General features: G+C 40.5%; 17 protein-coding genes, 1 tRNA gene, 2 rRNA genes, 1 other RNA gene, 1 pseudogene and 1 other annotated feature. Of the genes and pseudogenes, 6 read left to right on the forward strand and 16 right to left on the reverse strand.

Translation table 11 applies throughout. The annotated features are described in order from the left end of the window. From C6Y06_RS19725 to tadA, 8 genes are all read right to left on the reverse strand, one after another. A 16S ribosomal RNA gene (locus C6Y06_RS19725) occupies positions 1–130 on the reverse strand; the annotation flags it as partial. Between the two features lie 274 nt (positions 131–404). Then, on the reverse strand, positions 405–668 hold the full coding sequence (locus tag C6Y06_RS19730) for a pro-sigmaK processing inhibitor BofA family protein (protein ID WP_106031977.1): 264 nt from the start codon (positions 666–668) through the stop codon (positions 405–407). 66 nt (positions 669–734) lie between these two features. Continuing rightward, a complete protein-coding gene (locus tag C6Y06_RS19735) occupies positions 735–959 on the reverse strand; it encodes a YaaL family protein (protein WP_003218088.1) in 225 nt (74 codons plus the stop codon). A gap of 18 nt (positions 960–977) precedes the next feature. After that, complete coding sequence (gene recR, locus C6Y06_RS19740; RefSeq protein ID WP_003218094.1) at positions 978–1,574, reverse strand: recombination protein RecR; 597 nt, start codon at positions 1,572–1,574, stop codon at positions 978–980. A 15-nt stretch (positions 1,575–1,589) separates the two neighbouring features. Next, complete coding sequence (locus C6Y06_RS19745; RefSeq protein ID WP_008342011.1) at positions 1,590–1,913, reverse strand: YbaB/EbfC family nucleoid-associated protein; 324 nt, start codon at positions 1,911–1,913, stop codon at positions 1,590–1,592. A 26-nt stretch (positions 1,914–1,939) separates the two neighbouring features. Beyond that, positions 1,940–3,652, reverse strand: a complete 1,713-nt coding sequence (gene dnaX, locus C6Y06_RS19750) for a DNA polymerase III subunit gamma/tau (protein ID WP_106037558.1) — start codon at positions 3,650–3,652, stop codon at positions 1,940–1,942. Positions 3,653–3,982: 330 nt separating this feature from the next. Continuing rightward, positions 3,983–4,247: signal recognition particle sRNA large type (gene ffs / locus C6Y06_RS19755), an RNA gene on the reverse strand. A 76-nt stretch (positions 4,248–4,323) separates the two neighbouring features. Further along, positions 4,324–4,800 (reverse strand): tRNA adenosine(34) deaminase TadA, encoded by a 477-nt coding sequence (gene tadA / locus C6Y06_RS19760; protein WP_003218102.1) that lies wholly within the window; start codon positions 4,798–4,800, stop codon positions 4,324–4,326. Between the two features lie 78 nt (positions 4,801–4,878). On the opposite strand from tadA, the gene C6Y06_RS19765 reads away from it, so the two are divergent. The 4 genes from C6Y06_RS19765 (at position 4,879) to C6Y06_RS19780 (ending at position 8,139) form a co-directional block, all read left to right on the forward strand. Next, positions 4,879–5,433: a cysteine hydrolase family protein gene (locus C6Y06_RS19765; protein WP_065097772.1), complete on the forward strand. Its 555-nt coding sequence runs from the start codon at positions 4,879–4,881 to the stop codon at positions 5,431–5,433. A 99-nt stretch (positions 5,434–5,532) separates the two neighbouring features. Beyond that, on the forward strand, positions 5,533–6,780 hold the full coding sequence (locus tag C6Y06_RS19770; RefSeq protein ID WP_411265991.1) for a glycosyl hydrolase family 18 protein: 1,248 nt from the start codon (positions 5,533–5,535) through the stop codon (positions 6,778–6,780). 79 nt (positions 6,781–6,859) lie between these two features. Continuing rightward, positions 6,860–7,483 (forward strand): deoxynucleoside kinase, encoded by a 624-nt coding sequence (locus C6Y06_RS19775; RefSeq protein WP_034666096.1) that lies wholly within the window; start codon positions 6,860–6,862, stop codon positions 7,481–7,483. After that, complete coding sequence (locus tag C6Y06_RS19780) at positions 7,480–8,139, forward strand: deoxynucleoside kinase (RefSeq protein ID WP_060595639.1); 660 nt, start codon at positions 7,480–7,482, stop codon at positions 8,137–8,139. Before C6Y06_RS19775 ends, C6Y06_RS19780 begins: the two co-directional genes overlap by 4 nt. An 89-nt stretch (positions 8,140–8,228) precedes the next feature. On the opposite strand, the gene C6Y06_RS19785 is transcribed toward C6Y06_RS19780, so the two are convergent. From C6Y06_RS19785 to pdxS, 5 genes and pseudogenes are all read right to left on the reverse strand, one after another. After that, positions 8,229–8,321, reverse strand: a tRNA-Ser gene (locus tag C6Y06_RS19785). Positions 8,322–8,450: 129 nt separating this feature from the next. Then, positions 8,451–8,786, reverse strand: a pseudogene (locus C6Y06_RS20665) (methyl-accepting chemotaxis protein); the annotation flags it as partial. 596 nt (positions 8,787–9,382) lie between these two features. Continuing rightward, positions 9,383–10,657, reverse strand: coding sequence for a serine--tRNA ligase (gene serS / locus C6Y06_RS19795; protein WP_060595637.1), 1,275 nt, complete (start codon positions 10,655–10,657; stop codon positions 9,383–9,385). Positions 10,658–10,706: 49 nt separating this feature from the next. After that, positions 10,707–10,923: a binding site (T-box leader), on the reverse strand. A 53-nt stretch (positions 10,924–10,976) separates the two neighbouring features. Next, positions 10,977–11,567 (reverse strand): pyridoxal 5'-phosphate synthase glutaminase subunit PdxT, encoded by a 591-nt coding sequence (pdxT, locus tag C6Y06_RS19800; RefSeq protein ID WP_034666104.1) that lies wholly within the window; start codon positions 11,565–11,567, stop codon positions 10,977–10,979. Positions 11,568–11,587: 20 nt separating this feature from the next. After that, complete coding sequence (gene pdxS / locus C6Y06_RS19805) at positions 11,588–12,472, reverse strand: pyridoxal 5'-phosphate synthase lyase subunit PdxS (protein WP_034666107.1); 885 nt, start codon at positions 12,470–12,472, stop codon at positions 11,588–11,590. 245 nt (positions 12,473–12,717) lie between these two features. On the opposite strand from pdxS, the gene pdxR reads away from it, so the two are divergent. Continuing rightward, entirely contained in the window at positions 12,718–14,196 is a 1,479-nt protein-coding gene (pdxR, locus tag C6Y06_RS19810) for a MocR-like pyridoxine biosynthesis transcription factor PdxR (protein ID WP_034666110.1), read from the forward strand. Between the two features lie 41 nt (positions 14,197–14,237). On the opposite strand, the gene C6Y06_RS19815 is transcribed toward pdxR, so the two are convergent. Continuing rightward, positions 14,238–15,563 carry a D-alanyl-D-alanine carboxypeptidase family protein gene (locus tag C6Y06_RS19815; RefSeq protein WP_034666113.1) on the reverse strand — a complete coding sequence of 442 codons (1,326 nt, stop codon included), beginning with the start codon at positions 15,561–15,563 and terminating at the stop codon, positions 14,238–14,240. Positions 15,564–15,723: 160 nt separating this feature from the next. Beyond that, the gene (gene guaB / locus C6Y06_RS19820) at positions 15,724–17,190 is read right to left on the reverse strand and encodes an IMP dehydrogenase (RefSeq protein ID WP_034666116.1); all 1,467 of its coding nucleotides are present in this window, start codon (positions 17,188–17,190) and stop codon (positions 15,724–15,726) included. A gap of 121 nt (positions 17,191–17,311) precedes the next feature. Here guaB and C6Y06_RS19825 point away from each other — a divergent pair, with 121 nt between their 5' ends. Next, positions 17,312–18,280, forward strand: coding sequence for a YaaC family protein (locus C6Y06_RS19825; protein WP_106037560.1), 969 nt, complete (start codon positions 17,312–17,314; stop codon positions 18,278–18,280). 11 nt (positions 18,281–18,291) lie between these two features. On the opposite strand, the gene rrf is transcribed toward C6Y06_RS19825, so the two are convergent. Then, positions 18,292–18,407 (reverse strand): 5S ribosomal RNA (rrf, locus tag C6Y06_RS19830). Between the last annotated feature and the right edge of the window lie 7 nt (positions 18,408–18,414).

An 18,414-nucleotide genomic window follows, 5' to 3' on the forward strand; every position in this document is an offset into this window, starting at 1 on the left:
AGGTTACCCACGTGTTACTCACCCGTCCGCCGCTAACATCCGGGAGCAAGCTCCCTTCTGTCCGCTCGACTTGCATGTATTAGGCACGCCGCCAGCGTTCGTCCTGAGCCAGGATCAAACTCTCCGAAAAAGTACAAAACCGAAGTTTTGTTTTTCGCCAGTTTGACTGACTACCTATGATGTATCATAGGATTTTTTTATAAAAACTCGAATTAACAGGTACGTTTTGTCTTGTTTAGTTTTCAAAGAACTTGTTTACCGCTTCAGAAGCGACTAGAACATCATACCATATTTAAATTGTTAATGTCAACAACTTTTTTGTTATAATGTTTTTTCGTTTCTTCGTCATCAGCGACGTATATTAATTTACCACCATACAGGATCAAAGTCAACAATATTTCTCATTAAATAATAAATTTTTCAATTACGACTAAGGCTGCTACGCCTGGGATGCCCAATAAACCACTGATTCCACTCGTTACAGGGTTAATAGAGACATGTAATCCTAGACTCTCTCCAAATAGATTGAGGCAAAATAAAAAAAGAGCACCTGCCACAAACTTTACTCCGATCAGCCCTAACCATTTGAAGGGGTTCGCTTGAACACCTGACATAAACAACAATAGTACAGCTATCAAAATTGACCCGATTACAATAACAGGTTCCATAATCCTCTCATCTCCTCTTCATATGAATAGTACAAGCATATGAGAGGACTATGTAAAATAGACCTGCTATCTCCAGTTGTTTAAACGTAAATTCCTCTTTTTCGCTTCTCTTAGATAGAAAAAGTACTTCGCTTGAGCAAGCTTTAATTCGAATAGAATGTCCGGTGAAGGCTCAACGCTATTTGCGACAAGCTTTTTTTGTCTGTTCCATTCTTCCTTTTGCTTAAAAAGCTGTTGAATTAATTTCTCATCGAATTCTTTTCGAATTGATTTTCTGCGAAGAAAACCCATGTACCGTACTTCTCCTTCCTACATCTCACGTCTGCCTTCTAGAGCTTTAGACAGTGTGACTTCATCCGCATACTCTAAGTCTCCACCTACTGGAAGTCCGTGAGCAATGCGAGAGAGTTTAATTCCTGATGGTTTCAACAGTCTAGAGATATACATGGCTGTAGCCTCTCCTTCAATGTTTGGATTGGTTGCAAGGATCACCTCTGTCACTTGATCGTCTTGCAATCTTTTTAACAGGTCAGGAATTTTAATATCCTCTGGGCCAATTCCGTCCATCGGTGAAATGGCACCATGAAGCACATGGTATAAGCCGTTGTATTCTTTCATCTTTTCCATTGCGATCACATCTTTTGGGTCTTGCACTACACAGATAACAGATTGATCTCTTCTTGTATCTTCACAAATATAGCAAGGATCTTGGTCTGTGATATGGCCGCATACCGAACAATAAGTTAAATTACGCTTTGCATTAACAAGCGCCTTCGCGAAATCTAGTACGACATCTTCCTGCATACTAAGAACAAAAAAAGCCAGACGAACCGCAGTTTTCGGTCCGATTCCTGGCAATTTCATAAAGCTGTCAATCAGCTTTGATATTGGTTCAGGATATTGCATCTTCAGTTATTCCTCCTAGAATAAACCTGGCATGTTCATTCCTTTTGTGAATTGACCCATTGTTTCATTCGTTAACTCATCGACTTTTTTCAATGCGTCGTTTGTTGCTGCAAGTACAAGATCTTGAAGCATATCGATATCTTCTGGATCAACAACTTCTTCATTGATTGCTACATCAACAACTTCTTTTTGTCCATTTACTTTTACAGTGACCATACCGCCACCCGCTGTACCTTCAAGGACTTTTTCTGCAAGCTCTTCTTGAGCCTTAGCCATATCCTTTTGCATTTTTTGCATTTGTTTCATCATTTTTTGCATATTTCCCATTCCACCGCGCATATGAACACCACTCTCTTTCATTTTTATTAATCTTTAATTTCAATTAAATCGTTTCCTACTAACTTCTTTGCTTCTGCAATCAATGGATCCTCTTCAGCAGAAGTCCCCTGACCATCTGCCTGTTCATCCGGCTGATGATCTCTTAAAAATTCTTCTCTTATTTTACCCCATTGAGCGTCAGGAACGCCAACTAATTCCACTCTTTTTCCTAACATAGACTCTAATAGCTGCTCAAGGTTGGTTCGAACACCGCTTTTATCTTCGGCAACCATTTTACAGTGTATTTCAAACTTGAATTTTAAAACAAAGGCATGAGAAGCAGCAGCAACTGGTTCACTATCCGTTAATAGCGCAGCATGAGACACCTTATTCTGCTGTTTCAAGTGGGCAAGGAGTTCTCCCCATTTACCTTTAATTTTTTCTAGCTCTGGACGTTTTGCTTCTTTTAGAATCTCGTGAATTCGGCCGACAGGTGCACGGTATCCATTTTTGTTACTCGTTTGTGGTCGAGGTGCTTCCTTTTTTTCTTGAGGATGATGAGAATGAGACATTGGCACACCCTCAGCTCTTATCCTAGATAGCTCCTGTTCCAACCTGTCTATTTTATCCGTTAGCGCCGTTAAATCAGCGTTAGCATGAGCTTGTGGTATTCCAACCGTTGACTGACATAGCTTGACAACAGCTACCTCAAAGAAAATTCTTGGATGATTCGTCCATTTCATTTCTTGGTGACTTTTATTCAGCACTTCAATTGTTTCATATAGAAATTGAGGTGTCACACGATCCGAAAGCGTCACGAAATTTTCATCGACCTTTACCTTTTCAAGGACCCCCTCCAGATCTGGTGCCGTTTTATAAAGCAGCATATCTCTAAAGTAAAAGATCATGTCCTCTATTAATTTAGCAGCATCTTTTCCCTGCTGAAGTAATTCATTTAAGGTATCTAACGCTACAGCAATATTTTGATCAAAAATTGCTTCGGCTAGCTGACTAATGAAATGCTGAGAAACAGCTCCTGTAATGAGCAGCGCATCATCAATTGTCAGCTGCTCACCACTAAATGAGATCGCTTGATCTAAGAGGCTTAGTGCATCACGCATACCGCCATCAGCTGCACTAGCGATAATCTCGAGCGAGCCCTCTTGTACATTTAGGCTTTCTGCATCTACAATTTTCTTCATTCTTCCAACAATATCTTTTGTCGTGATTCGTTTAAAATCAAATCTCTGACAACGGGATATGATGGTAAGAGGAATCTTATGAGGCTCTGTGGTAGCCAAAATAAAGATACAATGAGCAGGCGGCTCCTCTAACGTTTTAAGGAGGGCATTAAATGCCCCGATAGAGAGCATATGTACTTCATCTATAATATAAACCTTATATGTAACCGCCGAAGGAGCAAATTTCACTTTATCACGTATATCACGGATTTCATCTACCCCGTTGTTTGAGGCAGCATCTATTTCAATCACGTCTGAAATCGAGCCGTTTGTAATCCCTTTACAGGCATCACATTCATTACAAGGTTCACTCACAGGTGACTTTTCACAGTTCACTGCCTTCGCAAAGATCTTGGCAGCACTTGTTTTACCTGTTCCTCTAGGACCTGAAAATAAGTAAGCATGAGAAAACTTCTTCTGCAAAAGGGCATTTTGCAACGTTTTTGTGATGTGTTCTTGTCCAACAACATTCTCAAAAACTTGAGGTCTGAACACTCGATACAAAGCTTGATAACTCACAAATACGCCCTCCTCCATTTATCATCTTTTTTATTATACATGATGCACCGATCAATTCAAAAGCACACCTTTATTTTCTAATAAACGAAAATGATGATTTCAACTATAGATTTTCTACTTTCTATGAATCAAAAACGTGTTTTCTAGATTTTCGAATTGTTCTGCAACACCATGGAGAACTTTTGTTCCTATTGTGATTAATGGAAAAACAAAAAGACTCTAAAAAGGTTTTTTGCCTATTTGTATAAACAAAGCAGCTGAGCTATTCTTTAAACAGCAACAAAAAACTCACCTAGATTAACTAGGTGAGTTACATTTAATATTGATTTACCGTGCACCTTCTGTCGATTCGCTACCCCAAGCGTTACTTAAACAGTTAGCTCGGCCCAGGCAACCCTGCGGCACATGAGAGGTTTCACTTAATGCTGCTTCCTTCCGGACCTGACATGGTTCATGAATTCCCATTGCGCAGGACCCAGACGTCAACACCACTTATTTAAGGCAGACCTTGAAGTAAACGAACCTTGAGAAGGGATTCGGCCTCGCTAGAGCGGATTGCGAGTACAGGGCACCGCTACCTCCCCGCTTAGCACGGCAAAATGAATATTAAATTGTTAGTGACGCAGACATAAGTATACCTTCTTATAGCTGAAATTGCAAACGACATCCATTCATTTACTTTTGGCTTGTTTCTTTCGCTGGCGGAGATTTCGGAAGAACTGACTTAACAGCTCACCGCACTCATTTTCAAGTACACCACCAATGACTTCAGACTGATGATTGAACCGTTCATCATCCAGTAAATTCATTAAAGTACCTGCACATCCACCTTTTGGATCGTATGCACCGAAAACGACCTTTTTCACTCTAGAAAGGACAATCGCTCCCGCACACATAGGACACGGTTCAAGCGTCACATAAAGTACAGCATCTTCTAAACGCCAGCTTCCAGTCGTTTTACACGCTTCATCAATAGCAAGTAATTCTGCATGTGCAATTGAACGCTGCTCTGTTTCCCTTAAATTATGAGCGCGGCTCACAATTTGGTCATCAACAACGATGATGGCACCGATTGGTACTTCTCCTATTTGTTCTGCTTTTAAGGCTTCAGAAATAGCTTCTTGCATAAACTGTTCATCTCTCGTCATAGCACGGCTCTCTTTTCATGTTTTTTAAAAGGATATTGAGGTTAACATATTAGCACAATCTTTTAAGGGGGTCTTACTTTGTCAAAGCACCAAAAGGCACTGCTTATTATCGACATGATTAATAATTTTGATTTTGAAATGGGACATGTGCTCGCTGATAAAACAGAGCAAATGACCAATAAGATTTTAGCTCTTAAAGATCATGCTTTCAAGGAAAATTGGCCAATCATCTATATCAACGACCACTACGGTCTCTGGAAGGCTGATATTCAAGCTGTGATGGAAACATGCAAAAACGAAAGAAGCGCCCCTATTTTAGAGAAAATGGCACCATCTAAAGATGATTACTTCTTAATTAAACCGAAGCATTCGGCCTTCTACGGAACTGCACTAGAAACACTCTTAAATGAATTAGGTGTACAAGACATCATTTTGACTGGAATTGCAGGAAACATTTGCGTTCTGTTCACTGCAAATGACGCATACATGCGAGAATACAACTTAATTGTACCTAAAGATTGTATCGCATCAAATGACGACAGAGACAACGAATATGCTTTAACGATGATGGAGAACGTTCTACTAGCAAAAATCACCACTGCTAAAGAGATCACGAATGAAAATCAAACATGATTTATCCATAACCCTCATAAATTGTTAGCAATAACAAAGGGGGCGTTGACTATTCAAATTTATGTTGTCAAAAGAGGAGATACTTTAAACGAAATTGCCATGCGCTTTAAAACAACAGTCAATGAAATCATCCGTACCAACGATATTGAAACACCAAATCAACTCGTCATTGGACAAACAATTGTCATTCCAATTAGAGGACAATTTTATGAGGTCAAACAAAATGACACACTTTATCAAATTGGAAGACGATTTCGAATTTCAGTGGAGGAATTGGCACGTGTGAATAGAATTCGGCCTGAAGCGATACTACCTATTCGCTTCTTGCTCTATATTCCTCAAAGACCGAAAAGGAACATTAATTCGAATGCTTACATTGAACCAAGGGGAAATCAAGTCAGTGAAAACTTAAAACAAGCAGCTAGAGAGGCCTCTCCATATTTAACCCATTTAGGCGCCTTTAGTTTCCAAGCGCAAAGAGACGGAACACTGAAAGAACCACCGTTAGATCAGCTACCTCAAATAACCGCTCAGAGCAGAACCGTTTTATCCATGGTGGTGACAAACCTAGAGAATGATAAATTCAGTGATGAACTTGGGCGAATTCTTTTGAATAACCAATCTGTCAAAGCCACATTTTTAAATGAAATCGTTCGTGTTGCTAAAAAGTATCAATTAAAAGAAATCCATTTTGATTTTGAATATTTACGTCCCGCTGATAAAGATGCTTACATTCAATTTTTAAGAGAGGCAACAACCCGCTTCCATCAAGAAGGATGGACAATATCTGTTGCACTTGCCCCTAAAACAAGTAGTCAGCAAAAGGGAAAATGGTATGAAGCTCATGACTATGAAGCCATCGGGAAGATCGTCGATCATGTTGTGTTAATGACCTATGAATGGGGATACAGCGGCGGCCCTGCACAAGCTGTCTCTCCCATTGGACCTGTCCGCCAAGTCATTGAATATGCACTGACCGTCATGCCGGCCAATAAAATTGTTATGGGGCAGAATTTATATGGCTATGATTGGACGCTTCCTTACGTCCAGGGCGGCCCCATTGCTAAAGCCGTCAGTCCTCAACAAGCGATTGCAATTGCCAGAGAGAATAATGCCTCCATTCTATACGACGAAACAGCACAAGCACCTTATTTTCGTTACACAGATGCCACTAATAAAGAGCATGAGGTATGGTTCGAAGACGCTAGATCGATTCAAGCAAAGTTCAATCTCATCAAAGAGTTAAACTTGAACGGAATTGCTTATTGGAAATTAGGTCTATCCTTCCCACAAAATTGGCTCTTATTATCAGATCAATTTAATATTGAAAAAAGAACGACATCGTAACCCATTCGCTCTATCTCTCGGAAGGGGTATGGTACAATATACATTGGTTTGACAACTTTATAGATAGAGGAGAACGCCTATGTATCCTGCCCCTTTTATTGCAGTGGAAGGCCCAATTGGAGCCGGAAAAACAACTTTGGCTACAATGCTTGCGAAGGAATTTCAATTTCCTTTAGTAAAAGAGATTGTAGAAGAAAATCCATTCTTAGATAAATTTTATGAAGATATGGAACAATGGAGCTTTCAGCTTGAGATGTTCTTTTTATGCAATCGGGTCAAACAGTTAGAATCTATTGAAGAAAACTATGTGAGTCAACAGCAGCCGATTGTCACTGATTATCATGTGTATAAAAATATGATATTTGCAGAAAGAACATTATCAAAAAAGCACATGGACAAATACAGAAAGATCTATCACTTGCTAACAGATGACCTTCCTAAACCAAATGCTATCATCTATATAAAAGCCAGCCTTCCTACCTTACTTGAAAGAATACAGATGAGGGGACGCTCTTTTGAAGAAGACATCGACCCAGCTTATTTAAAAACACTCATTGAAGATTATGAGCTGGCTATTGAACATTTAAAACAGACTGACCCAGGGCTTCCTATCATTACAATTGAAGGAGATCATACAGACTTCGTTTCCTCACAGCAAGATTACCAGCAAATTGTACAGAACATAAAGGAGCAAGTACTATGAACAATATCGAAATACCAAAGGATGCAGTGATCACAATCGCCGGGACTGTTGGTGTTGGAAAATCCACTATGACTAAAACGATAGCGGACAAGCTAGGCTTTCAAACCTCTCTTGAAAAAGTAGATGACAACCCATACTTAGAGCCCTTTTATTCAGATTTCCAAAGATGGAGCTTCCATTTACAGGTCTATTTCCTAGCCGAGCGTTTTAAGGAACAAAAGCGGATTTTTGAATCTGGTGGAGGATATGTGCAAGATCGTTCAATTTATGAGGACACAGGCATTTTCGCGAAAATGCATGCGGACAAAGGTACGATGTCTGAAGTAGATTATGAAACGTATACGAGTCTATTCGAGGCGATGGTGATGACACCTTACTTCCCTCACCCTGATGTACTCATCTATTTACACGGGGATTTAGATCATATTTTGAATCGTATTGAAGAACGCGGCAGAGAGATGGAAACTCAAACTGATCGAGCCTATTGGGAAGAAATGTACACTCGATATACGGAATGGATCGAACAATTCGATTTATGCCCAGTGATTAAAATTAACATTGAAGATTACGACTTACTTCATGATGAAAGCTCACTTGAACCCATTCTTCATGAAATTGCTTCTGTTATACAAAAAAATCGCTCTAAAACAAAATAAAAAAAACCGCTGCATTTCGCGAATGCAGCGGTTTGACAATTCCAATTTTTATGCTTGCGTTTTAATTCAACTAAGGTAAAAAATCAATATGGCGGAGGAAGAGGGATTCGAACCCCCGCGGGCTTTGACACCCCTGTCGGTTTTCAAGACCGATCCCTTCAGCCGGACTTGGGTATTCCTCCGTATCGACAAGAATTAATATACCATATCATTTTAATTCAAGTCAACATCTTTTCGAAAAAAATTTCAATAAGTTGTTTTGGTATGAGAATCTGCCCATAAAAAAGCAGCCATTAACGGCTGCTCTTGATCTATTTTGTATCCTGTCTAATCTCTTCAATAAACTGATTCATCTCTTCTTTAAACTCATTTAATGATTCAATAATTTTCGTAAAGTCTGTCACTTGTTTGGCTTGTTCATTTGTTGAGCTGCTGATTTGTGAGATGTTTTCAGACAAAGTGCTAATACTGTCTTGGATTTCCTTTAAGAAGGTATTAATGGTTTCAGCCGCTTCCTTTGAGCCATCTGATAATTTACGAACTTCATCAGCTACGACAGCAAACCCTTTTCCATTCTCGCCTGCTCTTGCTGCTTCAATTGCAGCATTTAGACCTAGCAAGTTTGTTTGTCTAGCGATCCCGCCAATGGTTTTGACGACTTCTTCAATATTTGCAGATTTCTCTTCCGCTCTTCCTGCCTGTTCGCTTATTTCTAAACTTGTGGCAGCCAGCTCTTGTGAATGCGCAGCAATTTGCTCGATTCCACCTTGGAGTTCTTTCGCTACATCATTGATATGCTCCATATAACCGCTTAATTTCTTTTCACGATGATGTGAAAATGCCACTAAAAAAGATCCAATTACTTTTCTATCTTCATCAAAAATCGGGTAACCTTTTACAGCAATTTCATAACCATATAAAGACTCTGGTAAATGACCATCATATTCTTGTCCTCTTAATGTCGTCGCCACGTTTTGGTCTTCTGGGTTCAATGGGTCCCCAACTTTCACGCCAAAATCTATTGTGTTAGACGGGTAGTAACAAAGCACCTTCTCTGTATCAGTGATGCCGAAAAGAATACTTTCATCTAGAACTTTTCTAATTAATTGAGCCATTTCAACATAATAGTCAAGCCTATTCAAGGTTATTCCTTCTTTCCTAGAAGCTTTTATTTTTTTATCGGCTAAATTTAGGAAAACTGTAGGACTTTTGGTAAAAAGAAATAAGATGCCATAGCGGCATCTTATTTCATCACTTCTTTATTTCCCATATAAGGACGCAGTACTTCAGGAATAATTACTGTGCCGTCCTCTTGTTGATAGTTTTCTAAAATGGCCGCCACGGTTCTTCCTACTGCTAAACCAGATCCATTTAACGTGTGGACATGCTCTGGCTTCGCTTTAGGCTCTGGACGGAATCGAATGTTTGCGCGTCTTGCTTGGAATGCTTCGAAGTTACTGCAAGAAGAAATTTCACGATACGTATCTTGGCTCGGAATCCATACTTCGATGTCGTATTTCTTCGCAGCCGTGAAGCCTAAATCTCCCGTACACATGCTCATGACACGGTATGGCAGGTTTAATAGCTGTAGGACTTTTTCTGCTTGATTTGTTAGTTTCTCTAATTCTTCATAAGAATCTTCAGGTCTAACAAATTTCACAAGCTCTACCTTATTAAATTGGTGCTGACGGATGAGTCCGCGTGTATCTCTTCCGGCAGATCCAGCCTCTGATCTAAAGCAAGCACTGAATGCTGCATAATTGATTGGCAACTGTTCCCCTTCAAGGATTTCGTCACGGTGCATGTTGGTAATCGGCACTTCAGCTGTTGGAATGAGGAAATAATCTTCTTCTCGGATTTTAAAGGCATCCTCTTCGAATTTTGGAAGCTGCCCAGTCCCTGTCATGCTAGCTCTATTGACCATGTAAGGTGGGAGCACTTCAGTAAAACCAAACTCATCGACATGTAGATCGAGCATAAAGTTATATAGTGCGCGCTCTAAGCGTGCGCCAAGCCCTTTATAAAAAACGAATCGGCTTCCTGTGACTTTTCCTGCGCGTTCAAAATCAAGAATGTTTAGCTCATCCGCTACATCCCAATGTGGTTTTGGCTCAAATGAGAAGGCCGGCTGTTCGCCCCATTTTCTCACTTCCACGTTGTCATCTTCTGTTTCCCCAACCGGTACAGTGTCATGAGGGATATTCGGAATAGAGAAGAGGATGTGCTGCAAGCTTTCTTCTACTGTTCTTAGCTCATCATCCAGCTTTTTAATCTCATCTCCTACCTCACGCATTTCTTGAATAATGTGATCGGCATCTTTCTTTTCTCTTTTTAGAACGGCCACTTGCTGTGATACTTCATTTCTTCGGCTCTTTAATTCTTCTGTTTTCCCGATTAGTTCTCTTCTTTTTTGATCCAGTTCACCAAACTTATCAAAATCCGCTAAATCTTCGCCTCGGTGTGCTAATTTTTCTTTGATTTGATCAAAGTCCGTGCGCAGTTGTTTAATATCCAGCATGTGTAACACTCCTTTTTTTATCGAAAAATAAAAAGAGCCCTCATCCCATGAAAGGGACGAGAGCTCTCGCGTTGCCACCCTGATTGAAAACATGCAGAAGCATGCTTTCCTCTTTCCTCTGTAACGGTATCACCGTAAATGCTTACTTCTCGTGTTTCAGCATTTCGCTCAAGGATGGATTCAGACTGCATCTTTCACCGATTCGCACCAACCATCGGCTCTCTGAGAAAGAGGGGCTTCTTACTATTTCCCGTCAACGCTTTTTCGATCTTTGATTGTGATTTTAATGTACTATAAGTTTTATCTCTTTTCAACCGTTTTATACAGCGAGCTTCGTTTTGTAAGACTTCACCATTTCAACAAACAGCTGTGTTAACCGGTGATCGTCTGTCAGCTCTGGATGAAAAGAACAGCCTAAGATATTGTTTTCTTTCGCCATCACAATCCTGCCATCATATTCAGCCATGATTTCTACGCTCACATCTGCGCTGATGATATGAGGCGCACGGATGAACACCCCTGTAAACGGCGCATCCAGCCCTTTTACTTCTAGATCTGCTTCAAAGCTGTCTACCTGTCTGCCAAATGAATTCCGTGCAACAGATACATTTAACAATCCAAGATGGGCATCTTCTCGATCTTCAATATGTTTTGCCAGCATAATCAAACCGGCACATGTCCCGAAAATCGGTTTCCCTTCTGCAGCGAACGCTTTAATCGGTTCAATGAATTGGTACGTATCCATGAGTCTCCTCATCGTCGTGCTTTCTCCACCAGGGATAATAAGACCGTCAACGGATGCTAGCTCTTCTGCTCGTTTAATGATCTTACCTTCTGCATCGCAGGCTTCAATCGATTGAATATGCTCTCTCACGGCTCCTTGAAGCCCTAGTACACCAATTGTTAGCATGTTCATTTGCGCTCCCTTAATTACCAGCCACGCTCTTGCATACGCTCTTCTGGCAGTAGATTTGAGATTTCAATTCCTTTCATGGCTGTTCCAAGCTCTTTTGAAAGTTCTGCAATGAGACGGTAATCTGTGAAGTGAGTCGTTGCTTCAACAATCGCTTTTGCAAATTTCGCCGGATTGTCTGATTTAAAAATACCAGATCCAACAAATACACCGTCTGCTCCAAGCTGCATCATTAACGCAGCATCTGCTGGTGTCGCAACGCCTCCAGCTGCAAAGTTAACAACTGGGAGCTTGCCGTCTTTTTTGATTTGAAGCAATAATTCATAAGGTGCTCCTAGGTTCTTGGCTTCTGTCATCAGTTCATCTTCACTCATTGCTGCTACTTTACGAATCTGAGCATTGACCTTTCTCATATGACGGACAGCTTCTACAATGTTGCCTGTCCCAGGTTCCCCTTTCGTACGAAGCATCGAAGCGCCTTCTGCGATACGGCGGGTTGCTTCACCTAAGTCACGGCAACCACAGACAAAAGGTACTGTGTATTCATTTTTATTTAAATGGAATTCCTCATCTGCGGGCGTCAGCACTTCACTCTCATCGATATAATCAACACCAAGTGCTTCAAGAACACGAGCCTCGACGATGTGGCCGATACGTGCTTTTGCCATGACTGGAATCGTTACAGCATTTTGTACTTCCTCTACGATTCTTGGGTCTGCCATACGGGCTACACCGCCGGCTGCACGGATATCAGCTGGTACTCGTTCTAGTGCCATAACTGCCACCGCACCTGCTTCTTCTGCGATCTTTGCCTGTTCAGCATTGACGACATCCATAATGACGCCACCCTTTTGCATTTCTGCCATTCCACGTTTCACTCGTTCAGTTCCCTTATTGCTCACAATAGTTTCCTCCCATTTGTCAATTCGATTGATTTACCTCTTTATCATACAAGCGAGACAGTATAACAATAAAGAGAATAGTATAACAATTCAATCAGCCGACAAAAAAGCCTAAACCCTTGTATATAAACGATTTCTGGCTAAAAATAAGTCATTTTTTCTTTGAAGTGTGATTTACATGCTATAATGCAACTATAACAATTCAAATTCATGTATAACAATTTTGCACTCAATGGAGGTTTCTCATGCATATTGATATCCATCGACATTCTGATACATCTCTTTCGAATCAGATTTACTTTTCGATCATTGATCATATCCAATCGGGTTTGCTTCAGCAGGGAGATAAGCTGCCAACTGTACGTGATTTAGCAAAGCAGCTGAATGTGAGTCTTGTCACGGCAGCAAAGGCATACACACGGCTGAAGGACGACGGATATTTAACGACTGTGCAAGGTAAAGGGACGTTTGTGGATGAGCTGCAAAAGCAGTCAGATATTCCGGTTCCGTCATCTACCTCTTTTGATTGGCAGTTATCCATTCCGGATTATTTACCACGGTCTCAATTTGCTCAGTATCACTATGTCGAAGAAGCGATCAACCTTTCTTCCTCTATGATTGATCCAGGGCTTTTGCCAAACCGGTATTTAGAAAAAGAAATGCAGCATGTACTAGCCAGACATCCTCAAATCATGTCGAAGTATGGGGAAATTCAAGGGGATCTTCAGCTTAGGCAAGTCATTCAGTCTTTTTTAGAAAAGCTGGGTGTGCCTTCTACTCCTGAAAATATCCTTGTAACTAGTGGTTCTCAGCAAGGGCTTGATTTGGTCGCACGTGCGTTTATCGGTCCTGATGATGTAGTTGTCATGGAAGCACCGACTTATCCAGGCGCCATTGATGTCTTTATGGGCAGAGGGGCAAGAATTATTACAGTCCCTGTTGATCATGAAGGCATGAACATGAAGCAGCTTCAAAGCATTTGTGATAAATATAAACCAAAGCTCATCTACACGATTCCTACTTTTCACAGTCCGACAGGGGCCAGTATGTCAATGAAACGCAGAAAACAACTTCTCTTACTGGCTCAAAGTATTGATTGTCTCATTGTAGAGGATGATCCTTATCGTGAGCTTTATTTCGAAAAGAAGCCGCCAGCACCTATCAAAAGTCTTGATCATGATGGACACGTCATTTATTTGCGAGGATTAAGTAAAACACTGGCTCCAGGATGCAGAATTGGGATTATCACCGCCTCAGGCTCGATATTTAATCGTTTATTAGCAGCAAAGGCCAATAATGATTTAGGCAGCCCTCTTCTCACACAAAAAGCCATTCTGCCATTTCTGACTTCGAAGAAGATGATTGATCATACGAAAAAGCTGAGAACCGCCTTGAAGGTGAGACGTGATTTAATGATAGATGTATTAACGAAGCATGCACCAAAAGATGTGACGTGGCAAATTCCTCAGGGCGGGCTCAATTTATGGCTTAGCTTTCCTTCCTGGGTCGATACACGTGCACTGCTGCATGAGGCACGTAAGCAGCAAATTACCTTTCTGCCTGGCTCTGTGTGCTATCCTGGAGAGCCGAAGCAAAACTATATCCGCCTCAGCTTTTCTTATGTGAATGAAAAAGCACTGACCGAGGGCGTGGAAAAGTTATGTGGTATTTTTCAGCAAGCCTTGTCCACTCCTCAAAATCAAAAACAATCGCTTTTCTTTTAACGATAAAAAAACTGCTCTCTATGCATGAGAGCAGTTTTTTATTAGAACCAACCTTTTACTGTGTCAACGATTCCGCCCCAAATGCCAGCGAAGAATCCACCCACACTACGCATTGCAAGGATGAACCAGTTTGCTTTTTCATCGCCTGTTTTCGTTATAAGCTCAACACCTGATTGATCTTTATTCAAATAGCCGTAGTCCTTCTCATCACCAGAATAAGAAGTCGTCAGCATGCCAACCTTCGTTCCTTTTTTAATAGGAGCTTCTAGTTTCTTTTTCTCGATATTTACTTTTGCTTTAAAGCTCTTTTCGTCGCCATTTTTTACTGGCACAGAGAAAGCTTCTTTCGTGACGACAGGTACTTCTTTGTCTTTGCCTTTATCGACTTCGATGTTTTCATGTCCTTTGATCTGTTGACCTTTTTTGTACATTTCTTTCATCGTGAAGTTTTTAAATGCATAGTCGAACAGTTTTTTCGCCACGTCGAAACGTGCTGTATGAAGATTACCTTTTGCATTCAAGATCACAGCAATGACACGCATGTCACCTTGTTTAGCGGTACCTGTGAAGCTAGAACCAGCTGAATCCGTAGAGCCTGTTTTCAGACCGTCTACACCTTCATATTCCTTCACAAGTCCTTTAAGCATGAAGTTCCAGTTAGGCATGTCCATTTCATCGTCTGTGCCTTCTCTGAACTTTGTTTTCGCGATACTTGATGTTTCAAGAATTTCTGGATGGTCTTTGATGAGATGCTGTGCAAGCAATGCCATATCTTTCGCAGATACTTCACTTTCTTCATCAGGACCTGTACCTTTTGGCTGTTTGCCATGTAAATCTTTATTTTCTAGTCCAGTTGCATTCACGAATTTGTAGTTAGTTAAACCAAGTTCTTTCGCTTTTGCGTTCATTTTTTCAACGAACTTCGATTCTGATCCAGCGATCACTTCTGCTAAGCCAATCGCTGCTGCATTTGCCGAATAAATAGCCGTTGCTTGATAAAGTTCTTTCACTGTATACGAGCCATCTTTTCTCAAAGGAACGTTTGATAAACTGCGGTCCTGAGAAATTTCGTATACATAATCATCTGGCGTATACGTTTGATCCCATTTCACTTTGCCTTCAGCAATCGCCTCTAGTAATAGATACTCTGTCATCATTTTTGCCATACTTGCAATAGGCAGTCTTTGTTCTGCGTTTTTACTATAAAGAATTTTACCTGTAGAAGCTTCAATTAGGATTGCTGCTTTCGCATTCACATTGAATGGATCTTCAGCTGCTTTTGCTTTGGACATTGGTGTAAATGCTGTCACAATCAATGCCAGTGCAAGGATAGAGACCATAAGCTGTTTCAACATCTTGCTGTTCAATCGTCATACCTCCGTATTCATCTTTTTTCGACGTATTTCATATATATTTAATCCACAAGGGCTTATTTCAACACAACAGTATAAATTTTATCACAATAAAGACAAAAAAAATAGACAGAGTCATAGACCCTGTCAAATGTAATTTGATTGTCACAATTTATCAAGAAATTGTGTAGTTTGGTGATTCTTTTGTAATTTGTACATCATGTGGATGACTCTCACGAAGTCCTGCACCAGTCATGCGAATGAACTGTGCATCTTCTCTAAGTGAGCGTAAGTCCTGTGTTCCACAATAGCCCATACCAGAACGGATACCGCCAACGAGTTGATACACTGTATCAACGACTGGTCCTTTGTATGGTGTACGGCCTTCAATACCTTCTGGAACGAATTTTTTATTATCTTCTTGGAAGTAACGATCTTTACTTCCTTTTTCCATTGCAGCGACTGAACCCATACCGCGATAAACTTTGAAGCGTCTACCTTGGAAAATTTCTGTGTCTCCTGGGCTTTCAGATGTACCAGCTAGAAGGCTTCCAAGCATTACAGCATGTCCACCAGATGCTAGAGCTTTTACGATATCACCTGAATATTTAATTCCACCATCTGCAATAATAGCTTTACCATGTTTTCTTGCTTCTGTTGCACAGTCATAGATTGCTGTGATTTGTGGTACACCAACACCTGCAACAACACGTGTTGTACAAATAGACCCTGGTCCGATACCGACTTTCACAATATCTGCTCCTGCTTCAAATAATGCTTTAGTTGCTTCGGCTGTTGCAACATTACCAGCAATGATATTAAGAGAAGGATACGTTTCACGGATTTTCGATACAGTGTTAAGAACACCTTGTGAATGACCATGTGCAGTATCAATGACAACGACATCCACATTGGCTTCGACTAATTTTCTCACACGAGTCATTGTATCGCCAGTGACACCAACAGCAGCACCAACAATTAAACGGCCATGTGCATCTTTAGAGGAGTTAGGGAATTCGATCACTTTTTCAATATCTTTGATGGTGATGAGACCTTTTAACGTTCCTTCGTCATCTAAAAGAGGTAATTTTTCAATTTTATATTGCTGTAGGATTTTTTCAGCTTCTTCTAACGTCGTACCTACAGAAGCTGTCACAAGTTCCTCTTTTGTCATCACGTCGCTAATCTTCATTGAATAATCCGAAATAAAACGAAGGTCACGGTTCGTAATAATACCAACAAGCTTTTGATCTTCTTCGTTATTTACAATCGGTACACCTGAAATACGGTATTTACCCATTAGGTGCTCTGCATCAAATACTTGATGCTCAGGTGTTAAGAAGAATGGATTTGTAATAACGCCGCGCTCTGAACGTTTTACTTTATCCACTTGTTCTGCTTGTTGCTCAATAGACATGTTCTTATGAATGATACCAAGACCACCTTGACGTGCCATTGCAATCGCCATTTGTGATTCCGTCACCGTGTCCATTCCTGCACTGATAATTGGAATGTTTAGTTTTAATGTGCTTGTTAACTCAACTGATAAATCGACATCACGCGGAAGTACTTCAGACTTAGCTGGAACAAGCAAAACATCGTCAAACGTCAAACCTTCTTTTGAAAATTTACTTTCCCACATTAGTAAATCCCCCTCTTTTCGGCAAAATATTATATGTAGATTATCAACTAGGAAACAGCATGTCAAGGAAGCAACAAACAGTTGCAATTTTTAGAAAATATAAAGAGAGTTGAGGAAGAAGATGAAAAGTTCAGGATGGAAGGATTTAAAACGTTTTTACTCACTCGAAACTTCCCAAAAGTTTCTATATCAACAATATGAGAAACGGAGCATTCAAGATGCAAACCAGCAAGCCTATAAAAACTGTGAACGGTTTATTTACTTTTTAAAGCATGGCCATACGTTCTATGAACAGGCAGCTATCGCTCCACTCGAACTGAAGCCCATTTTATTATTTTATGGAATGGCTCAGTTGCTAAAGGCATGTTTACTGACAGTTGATCCTCACTATCCTTCTCAAACCTCTGTTTTGGCCCATGGCGTAACATCGAGAAAGAGAAAGAAACAGCATTACCGCTTTAGTGAAGATGAAGTGAAAATTCAGCGAAATGGACTATGCATGCATGTGTTAAAGCATCTATTTCATTTAAATGGTCTTGAAGATGAGCGATTTACGATGATTCATCTCCTTTCAAAGATACCTGAAATGAGTCATATTCTGGAGTTTCAAAAGCAGCCCTCGACATTAGTTAAAGTGGAAAAGGTTAATGGGATGATGATTCAAGATCATATTCCATTGCTTTATAACATGTCTGCTGAACGCTTTATTGAATACTTTGAGTTCCATACAAGTTGGAAACTCAAGCAAAGAGAAGCCAAAAAGCTGACGTTTGATGTAGCTCTAGAAGAAAATCCAGCGCTCGCTACTCATCTTCATTATGATTTAGAAATGGATCAATGGTTTATTCCGTCAACTCGTGATTCATTTTTAGGGATTCCTGAGATCATCAGCCATTACTTATTAATGTATAACCTCAGTATGATTGCCCGCTACGAAACTGAATGGTGGTACGAGCTGCTGTCTCAATACATTAGTGATGATTACGTCATGATTGAACGCTATATGGAGATTGCCGAAGAGAAGTTCCCAGCTTATATCATGATGCTGTTAGAAGAAAACACAAAAAAGACCAATTCCGTATGGAACTGATCCTTAGAAAAGCTTGGCGGCGTCCTACTCTCACAGGGGGAGACCCCCAACTACCATCGGCGCTGAAGAGCTTAACTTCCGTGTTCGGTATGGGAACGGGTGTGACCTCTTCGCTATCGCCACCAAACCTGATG

It is taken from the genome of Bacillus sp. MZGC1, from assembly GCF_002998605.1.
Taxonomy (GTDB): domain Bacteria; phylum Bacillota; class Bacilli; order Bacillales; family Bacillaceae; genus Bacillus.

Coding starts and splice junctions, on each gene's coding strand:
- C6Y06_RS19730 (WP_106031977.1), bottom strand. CDS start 668: ATGGAACCTGTTATTGTAATCGGGTCAATTTTGATAGCTGTACTATTG.
- C6Y06_RS19770 (WP_411265991.1), top strand. CDS start 5,533: ATGCGCTTTAAAACAACAGTCAATGAAATCATCCGTACCAACGATATT.
- guaB (WP_034666116.1), bottom strand. CDS start 17,190: ATGTGGGAAAGTAAATTTTCAAAAGAAGGTTTGACGTTTGACGATGTT.
- C6Y06_RS19735 (WP_003218088.1), bottom strand. CDS start 959: ATGGGTTTTCTTCGCAGAAAATCAATTCGAAAAGAATTCGATGAGAAA.
- recR (WP_003218094.1), bottom strand. CDS start 1,574: ATGCAATATCCTGAACCAATATCAAAGCTGATTGACAGCTTTATGAAA.
- pdxR (WP_034666110.1), top strand. CDS start 12,718: ATGCATATTGATATCCATCGACATTCTGATACATCTCTTTCGAATCAG.
- C6Y06_RS19745 (WP_008342011.1), bottom strand. CDS start 1,913: ATGCGCGGTGGAATGGGAAATATGCAAAAAATGATGAAACAAATGCAA.
- C6Y06_RS19775 (WP_034666096.1), top strand. CDS start 6,860: ATGTATCCTGCCCCTTTTATTGCAGTGGAAGGCCCAATTGGAGCCGGA.
- serS (WP_060595637.1), bottom strand. CDS start 10,657: ATGCTGGATATTAAACAACTGCGCACGGACTTTGATCAAATCAAAGAA.
- C6Y06_RS19825 (WP_106037560.1), top strand. CDS start 17,312: ATGAAAAGTTCAGGATGGAAGGATTTAAAACGTTTTTACTCACTCGAA.
- pdxT (WP_034666104.1), bottom strand. CDS start 11,567: ATGCTAACAATTGGTGTACTAGGGCTTCAAGGAGCCGTGAGAGAGCAT.
- tadA (WP_003218102.1), bottom strand. CDS start 4,800: ATGACGAGAGATGAACAGTTTATGCAAGAAGCTATTTCTGAAGCCTTA.
- C6Y06_RS19780 (WP_060595639.1), top strand. CDS start 7,480: ATGAACAATATCGAAATACCAAAGGATGCAGTGATCACAATCGCCGGG.